Genomic DNA, 25,041 nt, shown 5'->3' with positions numbered 1-25,041 from the left:
CCCACGCACCCGTACGTTCTACCCTGGCTACTGAAATAATAGGTCCTATAAAAAAAAGAGCAACCAGTAAAAACTGGTTAACTCAATAATACGAAAGCACCCGTTTGTTGAAGAAGTAGTTTTATTTAATTCTCTTGTTGCTTTTTCTTATACATCTCTTTTAGTACATCTGGTCCAGGGATATTATTTACTATCTTTATTAGTTCATCTCCACATTTATCGCTTGTAAAGTCACCTTTTCCGTCTTTTGCCATTTCCAAATAGCGGCGGTCATCATTTCAATGGTTTTTAGCATCTGATTCATCTAAGGCAATGATTTTTTCTTTTGTTTTCCTAAATCCAACATAAATTATCTCCTTAGTTCTGATTGAAAGTATAGTAAATTCGGGGTAGCGTCAGGAAAATACAGAAATACAACGTTAAGGAAGTTTCAATATTAAAAAACCTAATTTTTCAGCATTACATTAAATGAAAAATTAGGTTTTTTCATTAATAGAAAAAGACTTATAAGTATTTATCACTAATCACTTTCATATGGTGTAACTCGTGCCCGGCAATGCCATATGCAATGGTACCTATCGAAACTGGGCTGTTCATTACAGTTCCATTACGAACCCACGCTGCATCATCAATGGTTGAAATAAGGCTTAACGTGTTGGAGCGTACCGTGTCTAAACCAGCTAATAACTGCTCCCAGGATAATTTGTTGAAGTTTGCCGCAGAAACGTATTGATCCTGATCCATTGCTGGGAGTGGTGCACATTCATTTCGTGCAATGGCAAGCATTCGATACGACATCACACGTTCCGAGTCGGTCATATGCCCAATCACTTCTTTTAAAGTCCATTTCCCTGGTGCGTACGCCTTCCTTGCTGACTCCTCTGATACGCTGCTTAAGAGGGTAATGATCTTAGTTCGTTGCTTACTAAGTATTTCTTCAATATCTCCATCTGGCACAAGACTAACATATCTATCATGCTCTGGATTTTCAATAAATAATGGTCGTGGACGCACAAGAATCCTCCTCATCGGAATAGTTAATGATGATTCTAGGCTAATATTCGACTGTCAAGAAGATATTTCCTTTATTTTTGATATTTAATTTCATTACCGCAAAATAATTGCAAATTAAATGTAGTGTAGTGTTTTCAAAATAAACCATAATGATTAAACATAGAAAAAATCCCTGATATCAATCAAAAAGCAGGGATTTTTGGCATTTTAATAGACTTATGGAAATGAATAAACAATTTTTATTTAAGAAAAGCACCCGTTCGTATTATAAGGTCAACTAGAAATGAAAATATTTCTGATTGACCATTTTTTATATCGATATATGATAACCGTAGCCGGGGTAGAACGTAAGCACCCGTGGGACTTTATCCCGTCAACTAAACCGTTCGCCCCCTACTTGTAGAAACATGATTGAGGCTGGTTGGGACGTTGATCTCGTATAACAAGCGAAGCTATGATACTGCAAGAAGGATTAGGGGTACCGGCAAATATGATTTAGGAGGAGAAGCCAATGAATCCAGTGGTTGGACTGGATGTAGCCAAAGGTGAAAGCCAGATACAAGCTTTCCTGGATAAGAAAAAACCTTATCAAAAAAGCTTTAAAGTTGAACACACTCTTGAAGGTCTGGAAAAACTGCATTCCTTTCTCTCAGATGTTGAGAGAATAACTGGGATAAAACCTCCATTAGTCATGGAGTCAACCGGTCACTATCATACTCCGGTAGTCCATTATTTTGAGGAAAAAGGATACTTGATCATTATTGTTAACCCTTTAGTCTCATATCGGGCAAAGAGTTCAAGTTTAAGAAAGGTAAAGACAGATATAATTGATGCCAATCATCTCTGCGAGATGTATTACAAAGAGGATTTGGAGCCTTATAAAAAACGCGGTATCCAGCTCTTGAACTTCGAAACCTGACTAGACAGCACGAAAATATTACGGGGATTTATGTGCAAACAAAACTGCAATTCCAAGCCGTCTTGGATCAGGTGTTTCCAGTATATAGAGGAGTTTTTGGGGACTTATATTTTGTTGTCTCTCTACTCACCTTACTTGAATTTCCAACATCTCAAAGTATCTTAGAAGCAGGCGAAGAGACAGTTACTAACACAATAAAAAAGTTATGTCCAAGGCGCTCCATCAAGTGGGCTAAGACAAAAGCAATAGCCCTTTTAGCTGCCGCAAGGCAAAATCCCTTTAGGGAAAATCTCTACCAAAGCCACATTTTAAGCGTGGAAATGTATATAAAAATGCTTCCGGAATACCGAAAGCATCTATCCAAATTTGAAGAAGAGATAGATGCCTTGGCAAAAGATATTGAAGAATATAAAATCATCCAATCAATCCCTGGGATAGGGGAAAAGATCGCTGCAACGATCATTTCCGAAATTGGCGAGATTGAACGGTTTGATCACCCTAAAAAGCTTGTCGCATTTGCTGGTATTGACCCGAGTATCTTTGAATCAGGTAAATTCAGAGGAACCGTAAACAGGATTACCAAAAGAGGTTCAAGCCGACTTAGGCATACACTGTATATGGCCGTTAGGTGTGCTATTCGGGATTCCAGGAAAAGCAAAACGACGGAGGAGCTAATCCCTCGCAATAAAAGGTTGAGAGAATTCTATGAAAAAAAAGGGAAGAAGGAAAACCCTTTAAAGTAGCAATAATAGCCTGTGCCAATAAGCTTTTACAATGGATTTATGCCCTTTTGAAAGCAGAACGACTTTCCAAGATCTAGCTTAGTTACCCAAATGGACTAATAAAAGCAAAACCTTCCAAACATCCAGGTTAGGAAGGTTATTTGACATGCTTATTTTTAGCATACCATAATATAAAATTCAATTTCATTGAAAAATGTTGACAAACTATTAGCTGGTTTAGTTGAAGAAGGACCATTACCAATTTTATGGCTATCGTCCTTTTTTATTTCCTACTGAACAGTATCCTTGTACTGTGCAGCTGGAAAGTTGATCTTCTTAAAGATAAGCGCCCTACAGATCAATAAGAGATAGTAAGTTAATCCTTTACATCTTCCTTGCATAGGTCACTGACTAGCTGCTATTAACGCGATGTTCTCTTTATTTTTCGGTCCAAGACTATTACAATTTTCATATTCAGGCTTTGAATTCCTTTATTTGAATTAAACCCTAATAAATTTTTCAGAGGTAACTAATTTTTATGTCGTTTGTTAACTTCAATCGTAATGAACTCCGGCAAATAGCTGGGAGTACATCCTTTTGCTACTATTTCATCTTTGTAAAGACCCGTTTTCTCACCAAGTTTAATACAACGTGCACGATTCTTTTCATCATAAACGCCTATCCAGCCTGCGGTGAAATTCATAGCCCATTGAACTTCCGGTTCTTCCTGCATAATATTTGCTTCTAATGCAGATAGCAGGTCTGTGGTGTTATCAGGCGGTGTTTGTCCAGTCCATCTCAATCGCCCTTGATAATACCAGAAAGCTCGCCTTTGAAGAGCAGAAGGACTATTTTCCCATGACTCCATCAATGCAATTTTCTTCTTGTCTTTGGTGAGCTGATTAGCCATCAACCAATCCATTAAGTTATTTCGCTCATCAAAAGTGTGAGTCTGCATATCCTTATCAAGCTTATTTAGCACATCTTGTGAAAGAAGTTTTTTGTCCATAATTAAGATTGCTAATAGTCTGGGCAAAAACTCTTCGGTTGACCAAAATTCCATAGCTAGTTCATGATCTTTTTTAATGTCCTTCGCGATTTTTCGTAAGTCGCCTAGCTTAGTTTTACTATTGATCTGAGTTAGAATGTTTTCTGCTTTTGAAGAGCGTTTTATTTTTGTGCCTTTTTTTTCATCCATTTTATACAACTCCTTTATAAGAGCACTGTTTCATAATATGTCCTTGACGGGATATATCAAGAACTTAATTTCGTTATAAGTCTTATTGCAGTAAAGTTTACCTTTTTTAATAATGTAGAATATATCGTATTAAAGCTTTCTCCACCTATATTGTTCAACTAAGCAGCCCCGTTAGTTGAATAAGAAAAAAAAGATAATGCCGGCAGCCCAAGTGGCATTGAAATTGACACTATTTTGGCACTACATTTTAATCGTACATTACTTATTGTCCAATATAAAATATAATGTCAATTACTATGTCAAAAACGATGAAGGAGACTTAAAAACCTTAATAAATAAGGAAAATGACGTGTGCCATTCACACGTCATTTTTTATGCCATTTATCAATAAAGCACCCTGAAACGGAATGCTGTATCAAATTTTTTAGATTAACTTAACTACAATATAAATTTTATTACACCTAGAGGCTTGATGATTTCCTTTTTACAAATCAAATATAATCCCCATAATCGAGTATATAATAACCGTCGAAAACAGGACTGTCATGTGAACAAGCGAAAAAATAAACAGGGATTTCGCCCATTTCTCCGGATCCATACGCTTATAGCCATAAACACTTATGCCCAGCCAAATAATCCCCAACAGCAGGGCAACAAGCATAAGGCCAAGGCTTAAGGAGCCTAACAGAAAACTGATCCCGATCAAAACGATCAAATAAATATTCGTCTGGATATACGTTCTTCTGACCCCTTTTACAACGGGCAGCATCGGAACGTTTGCCGCTTTATATTCATCATGCTTCCGAATGGCAATCGCATAGAAGTGCGGCATTTGCCAAATGACCGTGATGATAAACAAACCAAGGATCGCAGGATGCGTGATATCTGGATGGATGGCAGCCCAGCCAATGAGCGGCGGCATCGCACCGGAAATGCTTCCGATTTCCGTATTGTAAATGGTTCTTCTCTTGCTCCACATCGTATAAGGAACCACATAAAAAAACAGCCCCAAAAACCCAAGGAAGCCCGCCAAAGGAGTCGTGAAGGCAAGAGCGAGGATTCCAAAAACAGACATGAGGGAACCAAGCCATAAAACCTGCTGTGGCTTAATTTCCCCTGTAACAGTTGGTCTGCTTTGAGTCCGCTTCATAATCGAGTCGATGTCACGGTCATATAAGTTATTAAAAGCCCCGGCTGCCCCCATTACCAGGCTTGAGCCAATAAAGGCCAGTAAAATTTCAGGCAGCTTCTCCAAAAGGCCGAAGTTATAGGTATATAAGGCCAATGTTAATCCTGCAAACATCGGGATCAGGTTTGATTTTATAATCCCTGTCTTGACTGTCAGTGCGAGGATCTTTGATAAAGGCCGTCCCTGCATTTTCAGGGTTGCTTCCTCTTTCATGATCGATCTATTCCCCTTTTATTGATTATCTCTCTTCTCTATCTAAAAAAATACTAATTAGATAAACAGTATACACTTATTATAACAGGTGTTGCCACTTAATGATTTCTGAAAAATCACTATGCTGAAATGCAAATGTCAAATTGAAAAGAGAACCTTGCTCAGGTGCATAGTTCTCTTTGTCCATTCTACCATTATTCACATTGAAAAGGGGCTTATAATCGTGACAGCTTTGTATCACTTTACTGGATAAGAAGTTTAAAAAATAATACCGCCGTCCCCTGCTCCAATTTCTTCACGTTCTACTTTCTGAATATAAGTTTCTTTTTCAAAGGTATGGGTGTACCTGCTTAATTTATAATAGCCAATATCGTTGATCGTATAGAAAACGACTGTCGGTTTTCCATTTTGATAGAAGAAATGAGGATTCAGGATATCGGGAATTTCTTTGAGTTCATCCCATGGGTGAATGAAATTCAAGTAATCTGCTATGCTTGAATCTTCATCTGGATCGTCGAATTCAGAAAGCATTTCTTCTTTGTAATTATCCGTAAACGGCAATATCCGATCCTGCCCCCATGAACAGCCATGCCACATAGCCCCAAATTCATGAAGCTCATGCCATGCAATCGCCGCCTGCAGATAAGATAATGGAGATTTGTCACCATCAATCGCACCCATAAAATCATCCAGGGCAATTTCAGGCTTGGGCGGGCTAAGAAACATTTCATCTAAACGGTCACAGATGTCAGGATGAGGAAGTTCCTCTGAAGCTGGAATCGCCCACACAATTCCATTGCCGTTTCCTCCGCTGAAATATTGATATCCTCTTAACTTGTATTCTTTCTTTATCTTTAATTGAGAGAAGCCATGAATAATATCTTCCGGATTTTCAGCCGAAATGCTCCAGCCGGCTTGCGGTTCAATTCGGTCATCTGCAGAATTCACCAGCAGATTAGGTCTAGTCGCTGAGACTGTGAAAATGGTCAGGTTTTTCATGTTTGATTATCTCCCTTTAATTTGATGACATCATCTTTGTTCATTATTATAAAGTGCAGGCCTATTAAATTTTCAGCTGGGTGGATCAGGAAAACTAAAACACCTGCCCTTTTTGTCCTGTACGGTACTTGTAGGTCAGGTGCTTACTTTGGGGAGTATTATTTAGATGGAAGCAGTAAAGGATAGTATTCATAATTTTAATTGGATGGTGAGGTTCCCTATGGGCAGAATTATCCAAAACTATGCATCAATCTCCGGCTCTACACCCGCCATAAAGCTTTTTACCTCACTTCCATATTTTCTGCTTACTTCTGCACGGTCATCCGATTTATATGCTTCCGCTAATTTTGGGTACAGCTTTTCGTTCGTAACCATAACCATAAGGGAACTTTTTTCGATCTCCAGCAGCACTTCCTTTGGACTTAAATTATAAGTCTTTGCAAAGGCTTTGAGGTAACCTTCTAATGGGATGTCTGAAGAAAGGTGGCTTAATATTTCCCCAGCCCATGCTTCCATCTCTTGTTCAGTCGATCTAATGTCATATTTTACTTCGGCATATTGGATATTGGCATTTTCCAGTTGAATTTTTTCCCTGGCATTCCTGATCAGTGCCTTTTTCGTTAATTCCGGCTTATGATCTATTTCTCTGCTTGCTATTTCTTTTACCACCCATCTTAGAAGCTCCTTATCTTTAATTTCATAACTCTCCGCTTTCTTAATTGCCCTCAAATATATCTTCTCGTAATCTTCAACCTTAAGCTCTCCCCTGTTAATCTTGGTTTCTACCTTCACCTTTCCCACTCCTGCGGATTCCATTCCTGGCCTTATAAATCTGTCTGCAATAAAAAGAGTGATGAGAATAGCAAAAATGATCAGCCAATTTCTTTTCATAATCTGTTTAGCCCCCTTAAAATGTTAAATTTTTACATTTATTTAATTCGACACTTTTTCTTACATCCCTTTAAAACTGTAAAATTGGGACTTCCATCCGGCAGTTAAAGAGATTGAAAGACTGCTAAAGCTCAAAAAACCCCTCTTAATTTACTAAGAAGGGTTTTTCAACAGTTCCATTGATTTATTCATTTCACTTTTCCAAGGGTTTTCACAGAGTATTGGTCCAAATTTCGTTTTTACCAGCATTGTGGCTGAACCATTGGCATACTCCAATAAAGAAAACGAACCTGCTGGCGTTTCAGCCTGTATATCGACTCTTGCAGGGCAGCTCTTCATTGCATGGATGATCTCTGCTGCTATATGAATAGGGATTGACTTCGGGGCACGCAGTACAATATCAAGATCGCTCTCCGCTGTTACAGTTACAATTCCGGTGGCCAATTCAAATCCGGCACTCCCCCCTGGCCCCCATACCAGCTTATGTTTCGCCAATATCTCACTTGCTAATTTAAGAGATAAGAATACAGGTGATGGCTTATTTTCAAAAAGAGTGCTTTCAGTTAAATCCTCAGGCTTGATTTGGCAAATGAACGAATCAGCTGGCAGAAATGCACCGAATCTTTCATTCCTTGCCTTCCCCCTAATCCCTGCGGCGATCTGCCCTTTCGGAGCATGTGCCCTCCGGACAACCACATAGGGTGCCATGTTCAGTGCTTGAATCGCCCAGTCCGGAATTGGCAAATGGCTTATGAGATGTTTTGCGTCAATCTTTAATAAGTCATGAGGATCAATCACCATTGGTCCGCCAGCATCTTTCTGACTAAAATGGAAGCGGATCTTCCTCCTTCTTTGGCAAAATCTGAGGACAGCCTGCTGCTCAAATCACTCGGGTTATTTTGGATATCTTTGATTGCTGCCTGGATGCTGTTAAAGATGACGTCACGGTCAGTTTCCCCTGGAGCATCGGCATTTAGATCGGAAATCAGTTCATGGAGCGCACCCAATTTTTCAAATGACCGGATATCATAAGCCATTGACGGCACTTTTTTTGCAGCTTCTTCAAGTTCTTCAATGGTTCTCTGCGTGATTCTTGCAGCTGATTTTTTGGACATCACATGGACATTGACGCCTTCATCATCCAAGGCAATTAATCGGTTCGCCTGCAATCCATGGGATAAAAATGCCCCTGAAATAGCCTTTCCTGGAATAAAAGCAATGACCGGATGGCCGGCCAATCTAGCTGTTGCATAGGCATCTGCGGCTGCAGCACATGCCTGATGGATTCCCAAAAGCTCTTCACGGTACCCATAAGCCTGGCTAGGAACATCAACGACCGCTACAATTGCGCGTTTATCTTCCTTATATTTATCTTCTTCGATCGCATCACGAACATGCTTGGCGATCATCCATCCCTGCTCCAGGCCAAATTCACCAGAACGTGCTCGAGGGAACCGGCTTGATTGATCGGGGACAACTGCCAGGAAACGAACAGATTCACTGCCGATATTTGAATCGGAGCATAAAACCGAAGGAACTGCACTAATGTTTTTGCTGCCGGCTGACAAAAGGTTAAACCATCTATGCCCCCTGCTTTTGATTTTTACAACATTATTTTTATTAGCGCTATCGTACTCTTCTGAATAATAATAGTCAGTTTCTGCCCACAAATCTTGAACTTTCTGAGGAGTGAGCACGGCTGAAGTATTTATAGAGCCAAGAAAAGCAAGATATCTTTCAACCTGTGAGCTTCTTGGCTTTTCCACAGGTCCCTGCAGGATGGCAGACAATATGGCCTTTCTGAAAGAGGCGATGTCATCCTCAGCCTCAATATCGGCGAAACCGGCAGCCACCCTTTGTCTGCCTCCAATCGTGTTCCATATACGCTTACGGTCAGTTGAATCAAACTCCTGTATCCCCGCTTCCTGCTCGATTACCTCTGGCCCATTTAATCCAAGCCGGCCTTCACGGGTAATGATTAACGTACTGCATAAGCCTGCATTAATGGACATCCCGCCAAAAGCGCCAATTTTCCCGGGAATGACTCCTATAACAGGCACGTATTTCCTTAAAGCCACGATCGCTGCGCCTATTTCGGCAATGGATAAGAGGCCATAGTTGGCTTCCTGGAGTCTGACACCCCCTGTATCAAAGATGAAAATGGGAATGATGGTATGGCCGGACTTATTTTCATCAAGTGCCATCTCTAAAGCACCAGCTATCTTCGCACCGGAAACTTCTCCAATACCGCCTCCCTGAAAGCTGCCTTCTATGGAGATGACGACTGCCGGCCTTCCTTCGATCGTTCCTTTAGCAATCACAACCCCATCATCACTTTGGGGAACAATGCCCTGCGGTTCCAGGTGTGGGGATTCAAGGCCTTCAAATGGTCCTAACAGCTCCCTGAATGTGCCTTCATCCATAAGTACTCTTGCACGCTCTCTGCCTCCGCACTCTACAAAGCTATTTTTTAATGTATCCAGCATTTTTGCCCACCTCCAATGCCTGTGAAAGCCTCAATGATACAACCCCCGGGGTTGCCCCAAAATCATTGATTTTAATGTTTGCTGAAATAGCATGCTGGCTAAAAAATCGTTCTAATACCTTTTCCCATATTTGATTAAAGCCTGTGGTACCTGTACGGACTGTTACATCTGCATACCCTTGGTCGGATGGCTCCATTAAAATCTCCAGGTCGCCTGATCCTACAACTCCCACATGGGCATTTGATTCAAGCATTTGAGTTGCAGGAAAGCGAAAGTTTAATTTTTCCATTCGGCAGCTCTCCTTCTGCTAAATTTGTAAGGCCTCTAATCTCTTAAACTCGCTTTGCACATTCTGATCCAGATAATCCAGGAAAATGGCAGCCGCAAGCAAATCAGCGCTTCCGCCCGGTGATACATTCATACTGTATAATGATTGATCCAATTGTTCTAATAACTGCCATCCTTTGTCGGCAGAAACTCCTCCTGCCATTACTATTTCCTTTGCATCAGACTTAGTAATTTCGAGGGCCTCCGCGCCTCCCCTATGCAAAATACACGTGTCATTTAACTCTGCCATCAGCGCAATAAGTACGTTTAGCCTGCAAAAATTCTCCTTCAGACCTCTTCCTCTTGATTCAGCTAAAACTGGCAGCGCTATCTGCCTGATATGTGGAAAGCCTTGCTCGGCCTCTCCCCTTGCACCGTCCACTCCAAACCTTTTTTTAACCCGGCTGCCATTTGTATAATCAGCAGGCAGGTTTCGATCTTCATAACGAGCAAGCTTCCCTGCCTGAACCGCTACCTCTTTGCCTGGGCTTTTTCCCAGGTCCATTGCAGCACTTGAAACGAGCAGGCCTAATGCCCATATCGCTCCCTTATGGGTATTTACGCCACCTGTAGCCTGGAACATTTCCTGTTCACCCCGCCGGCCAATCATCGCAATCTCTTCGCGCAGCTCCTGAGAAGGGGTGCTGTTAAAGCTTGTTTCAGCAATTTTCCTAAATGTATCTTCAAGTGCATAAGCTGACCGTATCATTGTGTTTAAAGACATATCCCTATGCGAGCCGGAGCTTTTCTTATCGACCAGTCCTGGTTTTGGCGTCAACTCTGCCTCTTCAATGAGTGATTGTACTGCCAGCTTTCCAAGATATAGGCTGTAAGATTCTACGTCTTTCATTGTATCCATTCAGCCCCCTTTACCAGCTTCTAAATTTGGCAGGCGGTTCATATAACCTATCCGACCATTCCACAAGCTCCTCAACATTTTTGGCAGCCAGCAGGGATCGTTTTGCATCGGTCCTTCTAATTCCGAGATCCTCCGGCAGAGCGATTAATCCTTCTCTTCTTAATTTTTCCGTCGCCCTTACATCATGCTTCAGGCCAATTGGAGTCACACCGGCAATGGCTGCGATAGCCTGCCTCCGCTCCTCCATGCTGTCCGTTTTATATAGATAGGCAATGCCCTCCTCGGTGACTATATGTGTCACATCCTGCCCATAAATCATGACAGGTGCTGTTTCAAGACCAATATCTGCTTTAGCGCCTACAGCATCCAGCGATTCAACAAATACAGGTTTATTTCCGTTTTGGAAGGTTTCAGCTACCTGAACAACCAATTTTCTCCCGCGCGCAAGCGGGTCCGTGTCCGTCATCATGTCAAGCCAAGCTTGAGAGGAATGGCGCCTCCCTCCCGGATCATGTCCCATATTCGGCGCTCCCCCGAAACCGGCAAGGCGCCCCCTCGTTACGGTTGAAGAATTCCCAGCTTCGTCAATCTGCAGGCTGGAGCCCACAAATAGATCAACTGCATATTGTCCTGCAAGCTGGCAAAGTGTCCGGTTTGAGCGCAAGCTTCCATCATGGCCGGTAAAAAACACATCACGCCGGGCAGCGACGTATTTTTCCATTCCGACTTCTCCGCCAAAACAATGCACACTCTCTACCCATCCGCTTTCAATGGCCGGGATGAGAGTAGGATGAGGATTCAAAGCCCAGTGCCTGCAAATTTTCCCCTTCAAGCCTAAAGATTCACCGTAGGTAGGGAGAAGCAGTTCAATCGCGGCAGTATTATAGCCTATCCCGTGATTCAGTGATTTTACTCCGTGTTTTTCATAGATTCCCCTTATGACCATCATGGCCTGCAGAATCTGAATATCTGTAATATGGCGTGGGTCACGTGTAAATAGCGGCTCAAGCTGATAGGGCTTGTCAGCAACAACAACAAAATCAATCCAGGAGCCGGGAATGTCTACGCGAGGCAATTCGTCAGTCAGTTCATTTACCTGTGCAATGACAATTCCGCTGCTGAAGCCTGCTGCTTCAACAAGAGTCGGTGTTTCCTCCGTATTAGGACCTGTATATAAGTTGCCTTCTGAATCAGCTTTATCCGCAGCCACTAAAGCCACTGAAGGAATCAAATCAATGAAGAGCCTTCCATATAACTCTACATATGTATGAATCTCTCCCATTGTCAGCTTCCCATCTTCAAGCATTTGCGCCATCCTGAGACTTTGCGGGCCAGCATATGAGAAGTCCACCTTGCTGGCAATGCCGTACTCAAATACATCCAGGTGTTCAGGACGGGAAATGCTGGACATGATCATGTGCAAATCGAATAATTTTTTCGGGTCAGCCTGAGCTAGAGCAGCTGAAAGAAAGGATGCCTGTTTTTGATTATTTCCTTCAAGCACCACCCGATCCCCCGGCATAATCAGTGTTTCTAGAGCCTCGACAATTTGGCGTGTTGGAATAATTCGATTGCTGGTGATACCCTTCATTTTCTCTAATCGTTTTTGCTTGGCTTCAAGACGTGTATTCCATGATCGCTGTTTGGCAGCCTGCATGATAAAATCCCCTTTCTATTAAAATATTTTTTAAGAACAAAATTTCTTTGCCAGGAAAAGGCAATTATCTAACCCGTTTTCATCCACAGAGACAGATCGGGCACCAGGCAGTGTTCTTTTATTTAAAGTGGTCAGGACATTCCCTGGAGGCATCTCGATCAAAAGCCTTGTGCCATGCTCACAAAGCAAAGAGCTGATTTCATACCAGCGGACTGGATGCGAAACATTAAAAGCGAGGTCTTCTCGAATTTGCTCCGAATCTCTTAATAGCCTGGCTGTCCGATTGCCGGCATATGGAATAGCCGGGACACGGACATTGACAGAAGCAAGCTTGTCATATAAGGAATCACCGACTGATTTCAGCAAAGGACAATGGGATGGCACACTTACATTCAAAAGCTCGGCTGTTCTTGCACCGCGTTGACCGGCTTGATCAAGAACCTTTTTGATGCCTGGAATGGAGCCGGAAATGGTTACTTGATCAGCTGCATTAATATTCGAGGGATATACCGGATACTCTTCCGAAGAAATGGCTGCAGCGATTTCGTTTACAGTCCTGGCATCAAAACCAGTAATCACCCCCATCCCATAGCCCGATGGAAAAGCCTGCTCCATCAGCTCTCCTCTCAGCTTTACAATCTCCAAAGCATCGGTAAAATCCACCGCCCCGCACATAACGGCAGCTCCAAAGGCTCCGGCTGAATGGCCTGCAGCAAAATCCGGCATCACCCCTTCTGCTTTAAATGCTTTTGATACAGCCACTGAAGCAATAAGCAAAGACAATTGAACAGAAACAGTGGACTTTAAGGCTTTGTCAGTATCAAGAGTAAAGACATTTCCCCCCATTACTTCTCTTGCTTCCTGCAGAACCTCAAGAACCGCTGGGTGGTCCGGCAGGCTGTGCAGCATGCCATTTTTTTGGGAGCCCTGGCCGGGAAATACGAATGCAAGCTTCATTGCATACCCTCCCGCTTGCCCATCTTTCTTTTCATGCTGGCTATTACATCCTGATTATGCCTTGTCAGCAACTCTGCTGCCTCGTCTAATTTCCCATCTTTTAAAAGGCCAATTAACAGTTCATGTTCACGCACTGACTTTTCAATATTTCCCTGGCTGGCAAAAGAAAGACTCTGTATTCTCAGCAATGGCCATCCAAGCCGGGAATACATGGTCTTGATCGTTTCACTTTTGCTCATTTCCACAAGCGCAGTATGAAAAGAGTGGTTCAACAGTGTGTACTGATGAACATCCGTAACATCGTTCATCTTGTCCAGGAGCTCTTTCATTTTTTTCAGCTCATGCTCATCGATTCCGTTTCTGCTGATTCTATCCATAGCCATTGACTCAAGCATGATGCGAATTTCCAGCAAATCATAAATTTCATTTTCTGTATAATCCTTAACGACGGCTCCTTTTCGGGGTATCCTTTCCACAAGTCCTTCAATCGAAAGCAAGTAAATGGCCTCTCTTACTGGTGCACGGCTTGTTCCATACTCTTCGGCATAAATATGCTCAATCAATTTATCCCCTGGAACCAGCTCTCCCTTAATGATTTGTTCGGTGATATGCTCTGCTATATGATTTGATAATGCATTTTGATTAAATTTATCTGCTTTCATGACACTGTCTCCTTCAGTCTAAAAATATTTGGTCGACTGTCGATTTTAATTATAACGTTGCCTTTTGGATAATTCAATATTTTGAGAAAATTTTAAAATTTAATTGACTTCGTCTTTTCATTCGTTTTATGATGAGTTCTAGGAATACAGTCGACTGTAGATTTCAAAAATGCAAACGCTTTCTTTTTTTCAAAATTTATTACCGGCCCCTATGTTCAGTCAGAATACTAGATTCTTTGCTTCTCTATTCCTTAGCCCAAAGCAAAAATATTAAAGGAGAGATGAGATGGTTATTTACGGGGTTGCTTTGTTATCTATTTGCTTATTAACGGGTGTATTTTTGGGAGATCTTCTTGGAAACATTCTTGGAATCGACGCAAATGTCGGCGGTGTAGGCATCGCCATGCTGATGTTAATTCTTCTGGCTGAATACTTGAAGAAGAAAGATAAATTAAAGGCTCCGACCCAGGAAGGGCTATCGTTCTGGAGTGCCATGTATATTCCCATCGTTATTGCCATGTCAGCACAGCAAAATGTGGCTGCAGCTCTGGACGGAGGACCTCTTGCCCTAACAGCGGGAGTAGCTGCAGTCGTCATCAGCTGGGCTATTGTACCTCTTTTAAGCAAGGGCGGCAACTCAAACGAAACGCTTGAAAGTGAAATGACTGGAGGGGATCAGCGTGTTAGAAACATTAGGTAATGCTCTTACGGACAATGGTCTTATCGTTGCTTTTACTGTCGTTGGGCTGACAATGCTAGTTTCTTATTACCTCTCTGATAAACTAACAAAAGGAAGGATACATGGTTCAGCCATTGCCATAGCTCTTGGGTTAGTGCTCGCCTATATAGGCGGAATGGTAACCGGCGGAGAAAAAGGCCTATCGGATATCGGCATTTTCGCTGGAATCGGATTGATGGGAGGAGGCATGCTCCGTGACTTTGCCATTGTGGCAACTGCCTTCGGCGCCAACTTCAGTGAAATCAAAAAGGCTGGTGTAAATGGCGTTGTCTCCCTCTTTTTGGGTGTTGTCCTCTCCTTTGTGGTCGGAGTCGGAATTGCCCTGGCATTTGGATATACAGACGCGGTCAGCCTTACAACAATTGGTGCCGGTACTGCAACGTACATAGTTGGGCCCGTAACAGGAACGGCGATTGGAGCAAGCTCAGAAGTCATTACTCTCAGTATCGCAGCAGGTTTAGTAAAATCTATTCTTACGATGATCGGAACACCTTTTGTCGCAAAGTATATCGGCCTTAACAACCCCCGCACAGCAATGGTTTACGGAGGACTTATGGGAACGACAAGCGGAGTAGCCGGCGGATTGGCTGCTACCGATCCAAAGCTGGTGCCCTATGGAGCGGTTACAGCAACCTTTTACACCGGACTGGGCTGTCTGATGGCACCTTCTGTTTTATTTTTAATGACAAAAGCTGTGTTCGGCTAAATACATTAAATCAGTAAAAGCGGCATTGTGCCGCTTTTTTCTGCTGTAATGGGCGCCTGCCCCCAGTTTATCGGAACAGGCTCCAGCTTCTACTTATCTTTTTTCCTTGTGATAATGTAATTCCTCTTCCCTTTTTCAACTGTGTAGGTTTTCGTTGTTCGTTCCATAATAAAGCTGAAGGTGTTCACCGTGCGTTTGGATATTCTTGATTCCAGCTTCTCTGTCCGATCATATTTAAAAGTAAGATCCTTTTCAGCGGCGTTCAGCTTAAAGCAATGTCCGCCGCTCACATAAACGTTTGAAAGGCCATGATCTTCAGCCAGGATAGCTTCAACATGATGCAGAGCAAACCACACACACTCCTCCTGCCCCGGCGAAGTATGAGGAAACCAATACATGTTAATCTCTCCTGGAATTCGTACAGGGACAGCCTTGCATTGGCCAAGAATGGCTCTCGAACCGCTGATGGCACCATTCAAGTCAAATCCATAATACTTGAGGCTTTCATCAATGATCTCAGCAGGTTTCATATCTACCTTAAACGTATAGTCACCTTCCAAAACGAGACTGTGGCATTCCCCATTATCATTAAACTCAGCTCTAATCGATTTCGTTTCGGGAACAATAATATAACTGACTATTTGTTTTGCTTTCATTGTTAGCAAAACCCTCCTTTTAATTTAACTATTTAAAAAATGATATTTAAGGAGTATACTAACTTATGAGCTGGTATACTCCATCTCAGTGAGACTCTCAGGCTATCGTCTGCCAGGACCTGCCTGAGGGTTTTTATTAGGTTTACAAATGACTCACCTCCTTTGATCCTCAAACCAATACGAAATCTCAATTAATATTCTTTTGCTTTTCTCCAGGTAAAAGTAATTCCCAATCAACAGTTCCTTGAAATCTCCGCCACTTCCTATGCTTTCTCCATATAAAAAAGCGCTTTCAAAATAACATTGGACAGCTGAGTGGCTGGCACCTTTCACCAAACCGAAATAATCCCATAGTCCTGGAAGATACACCAATATTTGTAATACCTCCTTCCCGAGGTCTATTATAGGCATTTTGTCTGATTATTGTAAATTATTTTTTAAATATACCAAGATATTGTTATTGCCTTTGAATCGATTTTGTTTACTCACACTGTTTCCAAACTATTGACAGGTTAGGGAAGAATAATTATAATATATGCTTTAAATTAAAGGGCCTAAAATATGTGTTCTGTTTGTGATTTATGTCACAAATAACTCGCCCCCTCCCTCTTTTTAGCCATTATCTGAAAAATCAGGAGCAAACAAAGAAAATTTATTTTCTAATTTCGAATATTTTGTGACAATCATCCATGAGGCAAGCTGAGTTTGGAATGTGCCTGCAGATGGTCCGGATTATTGATTTATGATATCAAAAAAGCGTACCTTATCTTTTCAAAGGCACGCCAACTTCATTTATATTTTAAGATTCTTCCCCTGTCTCTTCCATCGCATCCGGATAAATGATTTCATCGAATACTTCGCCGGTTGCGGTATCCTTAACCAAGATCTTTACTTCGTATTCCTTCGGATCCACCCCATTGAATAGCTGATAAAACATTCCGGATAGTCCAAGTCCAAACACAGCAAAACCATCAAAGCTATTTTCGTAAGCTTCTCTTTCCACCTCTAAGATAAACTCTGAGTAATCCTTGTTATGAGAAACTTCTTTTACAGATGGATAATCTTCGCCATTCTTTGTATCCGCAATGGTTTTTTGCAGCTCAGTTTCCATCTCCTTCATCATTTCCTTATGCTTACTCTTAGACATTTTATAAGTGACAGAGCCATCATCATACCTGGTGACTTTAATGCCTTCCTTTTCAGCCTCTGCAATGGAGCTATCCATATCTTCCCCTTCGAACATGGAAGCTGGCAGCGTTACCTCTACATTTAAAAGACCTTTATCAACTTTGACAGCCTCATTTCCTTCTGCATTGTTCTGATCTTCTTCTTTTATCGTTTGTTCCGCTTCAGTCCCTGTTTCCTTTGCTTTTTCACTGCTGCATCCTGCCATCATTAAAAATGATGACAGCAACACCAGGCGTAATAAATGCTTGTTTCTCATAATTTTTTCCCCCTGTTAATAAAATTCTCTTGTTAAATACCTGTTAGTTGGTATATTCATAGCTTATCAGGGAGGGTTCTCAAAAAATCGGAAGGGTGAACGGTTGTTTTCTCTGTTAAATAACAAAATAATATTCAAAAAGCAGAGCAATAGAGTAGAACCTATTAAAAAGGAATATATGTAAAATATAATATTGATAAACGAGGTGCACCTAAGTGATATCAGGCTTGCTGAGGCAAAAGACATCAATAAGTTAATAAACATTAGATGGGATAATACCATTGAATTTGATGAGAGCCAAAAAAGACGCCTCTTATAACGAATTTGAAATAGAATGTCGAACATTTCTATAGAATACCCTAAATAGCAGCCAATGGTATATTTGGATTGCAGGGGATCAAGGGGAAATTAATTCACACATCTACATGGAGATACTATAAAAAGTGCCCCGCCCTGGCAGAATAACACACTAATTTGTCTATATGACCAATGTCTATACCATTCCGGAATTTAAAAATAGCGGGTATTGGAAGCAAACTATTAAGTACCATTAATAAATGGGTCAAAGACAATGAAAATGAATTTGTCATCGTATGGCAGAGTGATGAAGCGGTTAATTATTATAAAAAAATAAGTACGTTCAATGTACAGAACCCATGGAGTATTTCCCGCCTTGATTTACAGCTATTATCTTTTAAAATCAACTAATCCCAGAACACAAACTGAAAGCGTTCAGATTTGTAATTAAAATTTTTTGGGAGAGGTAAAGATTTTGCGAAGAATAGATCTAAAAATTTTTACAGCGGTTTCATTCTATATCGCCCTGGCTCCCATTATTATCATACACTTATCTATAATTATATTATCAAGAACATCAGTCGAGAGGTTAGATAACAAGCTTGAAGTCATTATCCTGCTAGCATTTCTGGCTTCCGTGTCTGCTATCCCTTTGAGTATCGTTTCTATGTTCAGCAGAAAACTTATCTAAGAGACTTTTTGCTTTAAATCTATTGCATGCTTGTCTTTATGATTATGCTTTGATGATGGAAATAAGTTTTTAGAAAAGCGCAAAAAAGTATTGCCCAAAGCATCTCTAGACAAAATTAAATACTGGCATTTGAGAGAGCGTGTGACAGATATAATCTAATGACTAACCTTACAAACAAATCATAGCTATTTACAGCCGGGTTAAAGAAATTCCGTTATATATTATGTTGATTTAAATTTTTCTAAATAAGGGATCAGCTTTTTCACCAATGGCTTTAGTTGTTTTGATGAGTTGCGAATGCTGTCGATAGTTTCCATTAATAAAATAAAATCTATTTCATTTAAAAAGTCCTCTATCTGATTTTGGGCTGTGCTTTTCTCTGAGTTTTTCTCTTTGGGTTTTGGGCCAAATATCCAATTATCAAAGTGGCTGGTCTTATCTGCTGCTATATTCTGCTTTGTTTCACGATCTCCGTAGGATTCATCGTCATGTCCTTTACCAAACATTAGACTTGTAAAGGGATCATTTTGTTTAGTAAATGGTTCTGTTTGTTGATTATCTTTTTCTGACAAGTAGTTTTCCTCCTATCTCCTTTAAAAGGTAAGAACAGAATATGGTATTTTTGAAAAGCCAAATAAAAAATAAATATAAATTTTTTTTGTTTTATACTATTGTCCAATCGCTCTAGTTGCTTTTGCATATATTAAATTGAAGGGTGAACAACCTTTCAGACCAGCTCCGCCAGGACAAGTTCCTGGCTACCACCTCCTAAGAAGGTGCCCAATCCATTTATGGGCACCTTCTCCAAATAAAAGAATCTAAAACTTAAATGTACAGTAAAATCAGAAGGAAAGAACATACATTCAGGGTGCAGAAATTCTGCCCCTTCACGATTATTCATTCTCTTTTTTGTCATCGTTCCCGCTTATTCTAGGTCTCCCCCAGAAAGAACTCCAAACATCTCTCCTTGAATTTATATGTTCATGCTCCTTATGTTGGTCATGTCCGATATGGTCATGGTGATCTTTATGTTTTCTATCCCTTTCCTGGATAATTTCAACATTATCGGCATGGATAACCAAATTTTGGACACGCAGGATTTTTTCTTTTTTTTCCTTTGACACTGATATCGCCCTCCTCCATGAGATTAATATCATCATATTCTTTTTGCATAATATGGTATAGGCTGTTGAATTATATAAACATTTAATAATTTAGGTATTTTCAGAAAGAAAACAAAAAAGAAACAGAGCATGAACTCACCCTGCTTCCTTTCAATGATTTAGATTTCAAACAATCAATTAGTAGATTCCTGTGCAAGAGCAGCCTACGATAATCAAAAGAACAAAAAGCACAACAATCAAAGCGAAAGCATTGCTATTTCCAGACATTCTATTCCACCTCCTAAAAGGAGTAATTACTTCATATGTGGTAGCTGAACAATTATTTCAAAATTGCAGCACCCACAATAATAAGCAAAATAAACAATACAACGATTAAAGCAAACCCGCGGTTTCCACCGCCGTATCCGCCGCCATAGCCAGCTCCGCCGTATCCGCAGCCATTAAATCCCCAGCACATAGAATGTCACCTCCAACTCCATTTTTAAATGCTGTATTTTTCAGCTCACTATACAATATGAAAAGCTTGTAAATAGGTCTGGACAAACACCTAAAATGACCATAATATCCGCAATTGTCTATTCTTCGCTAATCCCCTTAAATTTTTCCAATGCCACTACTGAAAGATAAGTACTAATTGTATAAATGGCAATGCACGCTCCCTAATAAAGCAAACCAGTTAATAAACTCAGAAAAACATTAGCCTAAACTTTTCTGTAAAATATCCGCTATTAGCCTATACACTCTGGAATAAAACCCATATAGTGGTAACGTGAGCAATCACATCTTTCTTCTCCAATAGAAAGACAAAACTTTTTCATGGATGAAAAAAGCGTATATCGGCGATACGCTTTTTTCTTGTTTGCAGAGTTACATACCTCAACTGGTGCCCTTTCAAAGGACACCATGGCCATACTTCAGACTGAAACGAAGAATGCCCCTTTTTATAATTTTTTCAGCTTAATAATCTAGTGTTGCATAGACAGCTACGACAACATACAGTATTTCAGAAATTAGAATGGAATGAAATTTCATAACCCTTGGCTTTCTTAACTTTATTTTCATGAAATACTTTAATTAAAAAAATGATGGTCTGGATAATTTTCATTGGTGTTTTAAGATTCTTCTTCTGTCTCTTTAATCGAATCCGGATAAATAATTTTATCAAATGCTTCGCTAGTCCCCGTATCCTAAACCAGAACCTTACTTCATATTACTCTAGCCCTTTTCGCAAACTTCCCCTGTTATTGAGTATCTCATGTTGAATACCAGTTAGTTGGTATATATACATCTTTAAAAAATCGGAATGGATCTTTAATAATACCTATGTTCCTAAATAGTAAGTTTTACGTTGATGGAAACATATCAGATATTTTGGCTTTTTAGAGCATAAACATCAGTATCGAGTAATAGAAAAGAGGGAGAGCCATGTCCTTTATCGGATTTGAACTGATAGCCAAAAGAGCATGGACGATTTTGCCTGGCCACACTTTTTCAATGTCCATTTTGTGGAACAAAAAAAAGATGCCTTCATCGATTGGAAGAGACATCTATCATGAACCTGGACTGATTCTCCCTGATAAAAGAATTGCAGCTACAGGGAGGATTCACCATCTGTCTGAAAACACAATAAATCACTATGAACCTTTACAAACAGCGCCTTGTAACCTTATTTGCCGGCCGGAAATTCCTCTGGATGACCTTAAAATTGAACTTCTTGCGCCGAATAAAGGTATTATGGAACCCATTCATCAAACGGCCGTTCTTTTCTTATGGAGCGAGGAAAACCAGCTTTTAAGCAAAACAGAGCTCCACCTGGATCCCCAATCTATTGAATGGAACCCTCCAGTTCAATATTCTATCGATCTCTCTTTTTTACTGGGTAAAATTTAGATCTTATAAACAATCCTAAAAGCCATTTTTTCATCTTCACACCGAGCATTAAACTAATATCGGCGTTAAGAAATAAACAATTAAAAAGGCTGTCAAAATACGCATACCGATTCCTAATACAGCTGCTCCCATGGCCTCCTTTTCACTAAGGTCAGAATTAGCTGCCCATATAACCGGAACCTGACCAAAGATAGTAGACAAAGGCAAACCAGATGACGCCAGCACGAAAGATCCAATCACCAAACGCGGATCCAAAGTACCCGCAACTTCTGACAACTGGGCCATGGCCAGAGCCGGGCTGGCCAATATGGAAAGAATGCCTGTCTCAGGATGAATATTTAGAGCTAACAATACGGTTGACAAGCCAGATTCAACTTTTGCCCAAATTCCGATATAGTCCAAAACACCAATAGCAGCAAACACGACAGCTGCAGCTGGTATAATGAGAAGGAATAAAAGCTCTGCTCCCTCCCTGGCTGCATTAAATAGAGTGGGCAAAAAACCAGTTTTGGGAGTAAATTGAGGCAGTTTTGCAATTTGGACAGCTCTCGTATCCCGATAAATGGTTTTAGATAGAAGAAACGGGACAATAATGACAGGCATGAATACAGCTAACACAACGACTACAAAAGCATTGGCCCCTACAGCCGTTAAAGCGACCATGCCTAACATAAATGTAGCAAAGGATTGCTGCGATTGAACCATGGTTGCCACCGCTATTTTTTGCTCTGCTTTTGTTGCTCCCGAACGGATTAAAATCGGTCCGGCAATTTTTCCAGCCGCATTTATATCACCAAGAATATTATATATACTTGGAATGATAACAGCTGAATTCACTTTCATCAGCTTTGTAACAGGAATAAATATCCGAATTAACGCATCAGTAAAGCCTAACCTTTCCAGAAACCTTCCAATAATGACACTAACAATAATGGAAACGCCTACTGTGCCGGTTAAAAATATCTCTACGATAACCGGGAAAACTTGATCGACAATGGAAGTAAATAACCCGGCTAATGTTCCTGGAGTGATTAACAATACTAACAGTGAGATTATGACTAAACCAAGACCTACTACTTCGATTTGTGTCCATTTTCTAGTTAAAGGAATCGGGGCACTAGTCTCTTCTATTTCTACATCTTTTTGTACTAAAGATTTAACCTCGCTCATCTACCTGCACTCCTTTTTTATAGTGTATGGACAGCCGTTTTTTTCAATAGATAACCAGTAGCCATTTCTTCTGCATATTTCTTTAAATGCGGAGAGCCCATTTCATTTATGGACATGCTTGTCACACGTTCCCGGAAAACAACGACTTCTACATCAGGGAGCAGTATATCTAAGGCATAAGCTAAAGGTAAACCATTTTCCAGTATTTCTAACACATGGCAGTTGCCAATAATAAAATTAAGCCCTAACTCCTTAGCCGTTTCAATAAGTGGATGTCCATCATAAACCCGGCTAATGGAAGCGAGAACAGTGTCAGCTTCAGGGTGTTCTTGGATGACTTGACGCAAATGGTCAGGGGAAAATCCCGTATGCGGGAAAATGTGCACAATATTGTTCACGGTGCTGGTTTCTTCTCCACAGACAATCCGCCCGCGTGTCACTGTACTTGTTTCAGTCAGAGATGAAACATTGCGTATTTCCTTTTCGGTATGTAATAGATCATCTTCATCTTTTAGACCCATAAAATTGTCCAGCCGAGTTAAAATATCTCCTAGCGTTTTCACCTCCGGGAGTGCTTTTCCTACATATAAAATATTTCCATGTACTCCTCCATAAGAAACCTCTGTCCTGTATACCTGATGGCCGTGCAAAAAAGGGATGCCAGGATGCAATCCATGGAAAGCTTCATGTAATTCAAAAGCAGCTACATCATATAAATCCAGATAGTTTTTCAAAATAACACCACCTGAATTAGCCGCTTCAGCTATCGGGTGATGAGCAACAATGGCATCGACACCAGTAGCGCCGGCAAGTTCAATACATCCTTCTGTCATGGTCATAGCAACGGCTACTTTTTTTACTTCTTTTTTCATTTCACCATAAACAAGACCAGGAGTTTCTATGATTTCTTTTCCTGGAAGGTTGGAAGACTTCATGATGACAAAGGGATGCTCACCACTTGTAATATCATTTAGAGATTTAATCACTCTTCCTCCTGTAAGGTCATCCAGCGCAATCAATACATCTTCTACTGTTTTCATAATGTTGCCTCCTTTTTTTTATAAAAAAAACCGTCAGCACAAAACAAACAGACGCTAGTCTGAAAGCTTGTACTGACGGTTTTTATGCACTCTTAAGAGTTCAATGGACCAGTCACCAATATTTAGTTACCTGGAAATATAGGCACTCGTATCCCGATCCAGGGTAATAATAGTACCTGAAAGCTCAGTAACGGGATCATAGTCCTTTAAAATAGAAAGTACCTTCATCCCATATTTTTCTTCCAGGACATTCCTTAAATGTTCCTTATAACTATCTATGATGGCAATGTCAGTCATTCGGGTTACAAAGCGATTAATCTCGTCCAAATGTTTAAGAGATGGAATTCTCTTATGATAGGCGAAAATTAATATCTTATCCCCCAAAAAGTCGATTCTTTGACTTTTGACACCAATGTTAAACAATAGAAGGTTGATATTATTATAGTCCTTAATAAGCTCCTGTTTAAATGGGCCAGCAGTCCAACTCATTTACTCACACCATCTTTTTGAAATTTCAGAATCATTAGATAAATAGAATTTATCATAGATAATACTATCTGTAAAGTGTTTATATTAAAAATCTATTAGCAGTTAAATGATATATTTCAAGTTCTCATTTAGTATCAATACTAAAAACAGAACTGTTCATTCCTGATTCTTGAAGTAAAGCAGGATCTTTCAGCGATTCCCATTATCTTTTATGTCATAAAAAAAAGAGTATATTCATAGCTTCTATATAAAAAGATAGATAAGGTGGTCATTCAGCGTGAACGGATACCTAACATTATGCCATCAATACGCCCATATATTAAAGGGAAGCATGAAGCTTGAAGATGGAGTATGCTCTGTGGAAATAAAACGGAACCTGGACGTTTCCATTCAGGGACGGCCCAGCAAAGGGGAAGTAGGTGCTGAGCTTTCGTTTGAGTCTTTGGACCATCAAGGAATTGCACTTAACCTTGGTGAAACAGTTCTTCTGGAAGAAGAAATTCCTCTTTTCACACAAGTATTAGTCAGAAATGGAGTCAGCATCAGTGCCCTGCACAACCACTGGCTGTTCGCTAAGCCCCATATCCTTTATATTCATTTTCAATCAGTTGAACCTCCTTTATCGTTTGCGCAAAAAGCTGCTGAAGCATTTAATGCAATTAAGATGTATGGATAGATTTCAAGGTGAGCCATTAGCCACAC

The 25,041-nt window shown here is 40.5% G+C and carries 25 protein-coding genes and 2 pseudogenes; 5 read left to right on the top strand and 22 right to left on the bottom strand.

Annotation, left to right across the window (positions count from 1 at the left end; all coding sequences use genetic code 11):
* Positions 1-504 precede the first annotated feature (504 nt).
* Complete coding sequence (locus tag DFO72_RS10785; protein WP_134177238.1) at positions 505-1,014, bottom strand: DinB family protein; 510 nt, start codon at positions 1,012-1,014, stop codon at positions 505-507.
* A 511-nt stretch (positions 1,015-1,525) separates the two neighbouring features.
* Between DFO72_RS10785 and DFO72_RS10780 the strand changes: the two are divergent.
* Positions 1,526-2,758 (top strand): annotated as a pseudogene (locus tag DFO72_RS10780) (IS110 family transposase).
* 426 nt (positions 2,759-3,184) lie between these two features.
* Here DFO72_RS10780 and DFO72_RS10775 read toward each other — a convergent pair.
* From DFO72_RS10775 to DFO72_RS10725, 11 genes are all read right to left on the bottom strand, one after another.
* Complete coding sequence (locus tag DFO72_RS10775) at positions 3,185-3,853, bottom strand: DNA alkylation repair protein (RefSeq protein ID WP_113881690.1); 669 nt, start codon at positions 3,851-3,853, stop codon at positions 3,185-3,187.
* A 484-nt stretch (positions 3,854-4,337) separates the two neighbouring features.
* Positions 4,338-5,255 (bottom strand): heme o synthase, encoded by a 918-nt coding sequence (gene cyoE, locus DFO72_RS10770; protein WP_113881689.1) that lies wholly within the window; start codon positions 5,253-5,255, stop codon positions 4,338-4,340.
* A gap of 258 nt (positions 5,256-5,513) precedes the next feature.
* Entirely contained in the window at positions 5,514-6,254 is a 741-nt protein-coding gene (locus DFO72_RS10765) for a hypothetical protein (protein ID WP_113881688.1), read from the bottom strand.
* Between the two features lie 240 nt (positions 6,255-6,494).
* The gene (locus tag DFO72_RS10760) at positions 6,495-7,145 is read right to left on the bottom strand and encodes a hypothetical protein (protein WP_113881687.1); all 651 of its coding nucleotides are present in this window, start codon (positions 7,143-7,145) and stop codon (positions 6,495-6,497) included.
* A gap of 153 nt (positions 7,146-7,298) precedes the next feature.
* Positions 7,299-7,946 carry a malonate decarboxylase holo-ACP synthase gene (locus tag DFO72_RS10755; protein ID WP_113881686.1) on the bottom strand — a complete coding sequence of 216 codons (648 nt, stop codon included), beginning with the start codon at positions 7,944-7,946 and terminating at the stop codon, positions 7,299-7,301.
* Positions 7,940-9,631, bottom strand: coding sequence for a biotin-independent malonate decarboxylase subunit beta (mdcD, locus tag DFO72_RS10750; RefSeq protein ID WP_113881685.1), 1,692 nt, complete (start codon positions 9,629-9,631; stop codon positions 7,940-7,942). The genes DFO72_RS10755 and mdcD overlap by 7 nt, the downstream gene beginning before the upstream one ends.
* A complete protein-coding gene (locus DFO72_RS10745) occupies positions 9,609-9,920 on the bottom strand; it encodes a malonate decarboxylase subunit delta (protein ID WP_113881684.1) in 312 nt (103 codons plus the stop codon). Before DFO72_RS10745 ends, mdcD begins: the two co-directional genes overlap by 23 nt.
* Before the next feature lie 18 nt (positions 9,921-9,938).
* The gene (locus DFO72_RS10740) at positions 9,939-10,808 is read right to left on the bottom strand and encodes a triphosphoribosyl-dephospho-CoA synthase (protein WP_113881714.1); all 870 of its coding nucleotides are present in this window, start codon (positions 10,806-10,808) and stop codon (positions 9,939-9,941) included.
* Positions 10,809-10,827: 19 nt separating this feature from the next.
* The gene (gene mdcA / locus DFO72_RS10735; RefSeq protein ID WP_113881683.1) at positions 10,828-12,474 is read right to left on the bottom strand and encodes a malonate decarboxylase subunit alpha; all 1,647 of its coding nucleotides are present in this window, start codon (positions 12,472-12,474) and stop codon (positions 10,828-10,830) included.
* A 30-nt stretch (positions 12,475-12,504) separates the two neighbouring features.
* Positions 12,505-13,431 carry a malonate decarboxylase subunit epsilon gene (gene mdcH, locus DFO72_RS10730; RefSeq protein ID WP_113881682.1) on the bottom strand — a complete coding sequence of 309 codons (927 nt, stop codon included), beginning with the start codon at positions 13,429-13,431 and terminating at the stop codon, positions 12,505-12,507.
* A complete protein-coding gene (locus tag DFO72_RS10725; RefSeq protein WP_113881681.1) occupies positions 13,428-14,093 on the bottom strand; it encodes a GntR family transcriptional regulator in 666 nt (221 codons plus the stop codon). The genes mdcH and DFO72_RS10725 overlap by 4 nt, the downstream gene beginning before the upstream one ends.
* Positions 14,094-14,379: 286 nt before the next feature.
* Here DFO72_RS10725 and madL point away from each other — a divergent pair, with 286 nt between their 5' ends.
* Together madL and madM are read left to right on the top strand one after the other, a co-directional pair.
* Complete coding sequence (gene madL / locus DFO72_RS10720) at positions 14,380-14,793, top strand: malonate transporter subunit MadL (RefSeq protein WP_113881680.1); 414 nt, start codon at positions 14,380-14,382, stop codon at positions 14,791-14,793.
* The gene (gene madM, locus DFO72_RS10715; protein ID WP_113881679.1) at positions 14,774-15,538 is read left to right on the top strand and encodes a malonate transporter subunit MadM; all 765 of its coding nucleotides are present in this window, start codon (positions 14,774-14,776) and stop codon (positions 15,536-15,538) included. Before madL ends, madM begins: the two co-directional genes overlap by 20 nt.
* Positions 15,539-15,627: 89 nt before the next feature.
* On the opposite strand, the gene DFO72_RS10710 is transcribed toward madM, so the two are convergent.
* From DFO72_RS10710 to DFO72_RS10675, 7 genes and pseudogenes are all read right to left on the bottom strand, one after another.
* Positions 15,628-16,194 (bottom strand): competence protein ComK, encoded by a 567-nt coding sequence (locus tag DFO72_RS10710; RefSeq protein WP_113881678.1) that lies wholly within the window; start codon positions 16,192-16,194, stop codon positions 15,628-15,630.
* A gap of 153 nt (positions 16,195-16,347) precedes the next feature.
* Positions 16,348-16,566, bottom strand: coding sequence for a hypothetical protein (locus DFO72_RS10705; RefSeq protein WP_113881677.1), 219 nt, complete (start codon positions 16,564-16,566; stop codon positions 16,348-16,350).
* Between the two features lie 427 nt (positions 16,567-16,993).
* Positions 16,994-17,638, bottom strand: a complete 645-nt coding sequence (locus DFO72_RS10700; RefSeq protein WP_113881676.1) for a hypothetical protein — start codon at positions 17,636-17,638, stop codon at positions 16,994-16,996.
* A gap of 1,209 nt (positions 17,639-18,847) precedes the next feature.
* Positions 18,848-19,198, bottom strand: coding sequence for a hypothetical protein (locus tag DFO72_RS10690; RefSeq protein WP_113881675.1), 351 nt, complete (start codon positions 19,196-19,198; stop codon positions 18,848-18,850).
* 321 nt (positions 19,199-19,519) lie between these two features.
* Entirely contained in the window at positions 19,520-19,750 is a 231-nt protein-coding gene (locus tag DFO72_RS10685) for a hypothetical protein (RefSeq protein WP_113881674.1), read from the bottom strand.
* A 177-nt stretch (positions 19,751-19,927) separates the two neighbouring features.
* Positions 19,928-20,017, bottom strand: a complete 90-nt coding sequence (locus tag DFO72_RS10680; protein ID WP_083390419.1) for a YjcZ family sporulation protein — start codon at positions 20,015-20,017, stop codon at positions 19,928-19,930.
* Positions 20,018-20,069: 52 nt separating this feature from the next.
* Positions 20,070-20,159, bottom strand: a pseudogene (locus tag DFO72_RS10675) (YjcZ family sporulation protein); the annotation flags it as partial.
* A gap of 1,016 nt (positions 20,160-21,175) precedes the next feature.
* Here DFO72_RS10675 and DFO72_RS10670 point away from each other — a divergent pair.
* On the top strand, positions 21,176-21,640 hold the full coding sequence (locus tag DFO72_RS10670) for a hypothetical protein (RefSeq protein WP_113881673.1): 465 nt from the start codon (positions 21,176-21,178) through the stop codon (positions 21,638-21,640).
* A gap of 48 nt (positions 21,641-21,688) precedes the next feature.
* Here DFO72_RS10670 and DFO72_RS10665 read toward each other — a convergent pair whose 3' ends face one another.
* The 3 genes from DFO72_RS10665 to DFO72_RS10655 form a co-directional block, all read right to left on the bottom strand.
* Entirely contained in the window at positions 21,689-22,810 is a 1,122-nt protein-coding gene (locus DFO72_RS10665; protein ID WP_113881672.1) for a hypothetical protein, read from the bottom strand.
* Positions 22,811-22,827: 17 nt separating this feature from the next.
* On the bottom strand, positions 22,828-23,850 hold the full coding sequence (locus DFO72_RS10660; RefSeq protein WP_113881671.1) for a Nif3-like dinuclear metal center hexameric protein: 1,023 nt from the start codon (positions 23,848-23,850) through the stop codon (positions 22,828-22,830).
* A gap of 126 nt (positions 23,851-23,976) precedes the next feature.
* Positions 23,977-24,339 carry a Na-translocating system protein MpsC family protein gene (locus tag DFO72_RS10655; protein WP_009333910.1) on the bottom strand — a complete coding sequence of 121 codons (363 nt, stop codon included), beginning with the start codon at positions 24,337-24,339 and terminating at the stop codon, positions 23,977-23,979.
* A 277-nt stretch (positions 24,340-24,616) separates the two neighbouring features.
* Here DFO72_RS10655 and DFO72_RS10650 point away from each other — a divergent pair, with 277 nt between their 5' ends.
* Complete coding sequence (locus tag DFO72_RS10650; RefSeq protein ID WP_113881670.1) at positions 24,617-25,015, top strand: DUF1259 domain-containing protein; 399 nt, start codon at positions 24,617-24,619, stop codon at positions 25,013-25,015.
* Positions 25,016-25,041: the final 26 nt, after the last annotated feature.

The organism is Cytobacillus oceanisediminis (genome assembly GCF_004366035.1).
Classification (GTDB): Bacteria; Bacillota; Bacilli; order Bacillales; family Cytobacillaceae; genus Cytobacillus; species Cytobacillus oceanisediminis_C.
Note: the sequence above shows the minus strand (reverse complement) of the source record. Positions and strands in the feature narration are given on the sequence as shown.

Coding starts and splice junctions, on each gene's coding strand:
- DFO72_RS10775 (WP_113881690.1), bottom strand. CDS start 3,853: ATGGATGAAAAAAAAGGCACAAAAATAAAACGCTCTTCAAAAGCAGAA.
- cyoE (WP_113881689.1), bottom strand. CDS start 5,255: ATGAAAGAGGAAGCAACCCTGAAAATGCAGGGACGGCCTTTATCAAAG.
- DFO72_RS10765 (WP_113881688.1), bottom strand. CDS start 6,254: ATGAAAAACCTGACCATTTTCACAGTCTCAGCGACTAGACCTAATCTG.
- DFO72_RS10760 (WP_113881687.1), bottom strand. CDS start 7,145: ATGAAAAGAAATTGGCTGATCATTTTTGCTATTCTCATCACTCTTTTT.
- DFO72_RS10755 (WP_113881686.1), bottom strand. CDS start 7,946: ATGGTGATTGATCCTCATGACTTATTAAAGATTGACGCAAAACATCTC.
- mdcD (WP_113881685.1), bottom strand. CDS start 9,631: ATGCTGGATACATTAAAAAATAGCTTTGTAGAGTGCGGAGGCAGAGAG.
- DFO72_RS10745 (WP_113881684.1), bottom strand. CDS start 9,920: ATGGAAAAATTAAACTTTCGCTTTCCTGCAACTCAAATGCTTGAATCA.
- DFO72_RS10740 (WP_113881714.1), bottom strand. CDS start 10,808: ATGAAAGACGTAGAATCTTACAGCCTATATCTTGGAAAGCTGGCAGTA.
- mdcA (WP_113881683.1), bottom strand. CDS start 12,474: ATGCAGGCTGCCAAACAGCGATCATGGAATACACGTCTTGAAGCCAAG.
- mdcH (WP_113881682.1), bottom strand. CDS start 13,431: ATGAAGCTTGCATTCGTATTTCCCGGCCAGGGCTCCCAAAAAAATGGC.
- DFO72_RS10725 (WP_113881681.1), bottom strand. CDS start 14,093: ATGAAAGCAGATAAATTTAATCAAAATGCATTATCAAATCATATAGCA.
- madL (WP_113881680.1), top strand. CDS start 14,380: ATGGTTATTTACGGGGTTGCTTTGTTATCTATTTGCTTATTAACGGGT.
- DFO72_RS10710 (WP_113881678.1), bottom strand. CDS start 16,194: ATGAAAGCAAAACAAATAGTCAGTTATATTATTGTTCCCGAAACGAAA.
- DFO72_RS10700 (WP_113881676.1), bottom strand. CDS start 17,638: ATGAGAAACAAGCATTTATTACGCCTGGTGTTGCTGTCATCATTTTTA.
- DFO72_RS10680 (WP_083390419.1), bottom strand. CDS start 20,017: ATGTCTGGAAATAGCAATGCTTTCGCTTTGATTGTTGTGCTTTTTGTT.
- DFO72_RS10670 (WP_113881673.1), top strand. CDS start 21,176: ATGTCCTTTATCGGATTTGAACTGATAGCCAAAAGAGCATGGACGATT.
- DFO72_RS10665 (WP_113881672.1), bottom strand. CDS start 22,810: ATGAGCGAGGTTAAATCTTTAGTACAAAAAGATGTAGAAATAGAAGAG.
- DFO72_RS10660 (WP_113881671.1), bottom strand. CDS start 23,850: ATGAAAACAGTAGAAGATGTATTGATTGCGCTGGATGACCTTACAGGA.
- DFO72_RS10655 (WP_009333910.1), bottom strand. CDS start 24,339: ATGAGTTGGACTGCTGGCCCATTTAAACAGGAGCTTATTAAGGACTAT.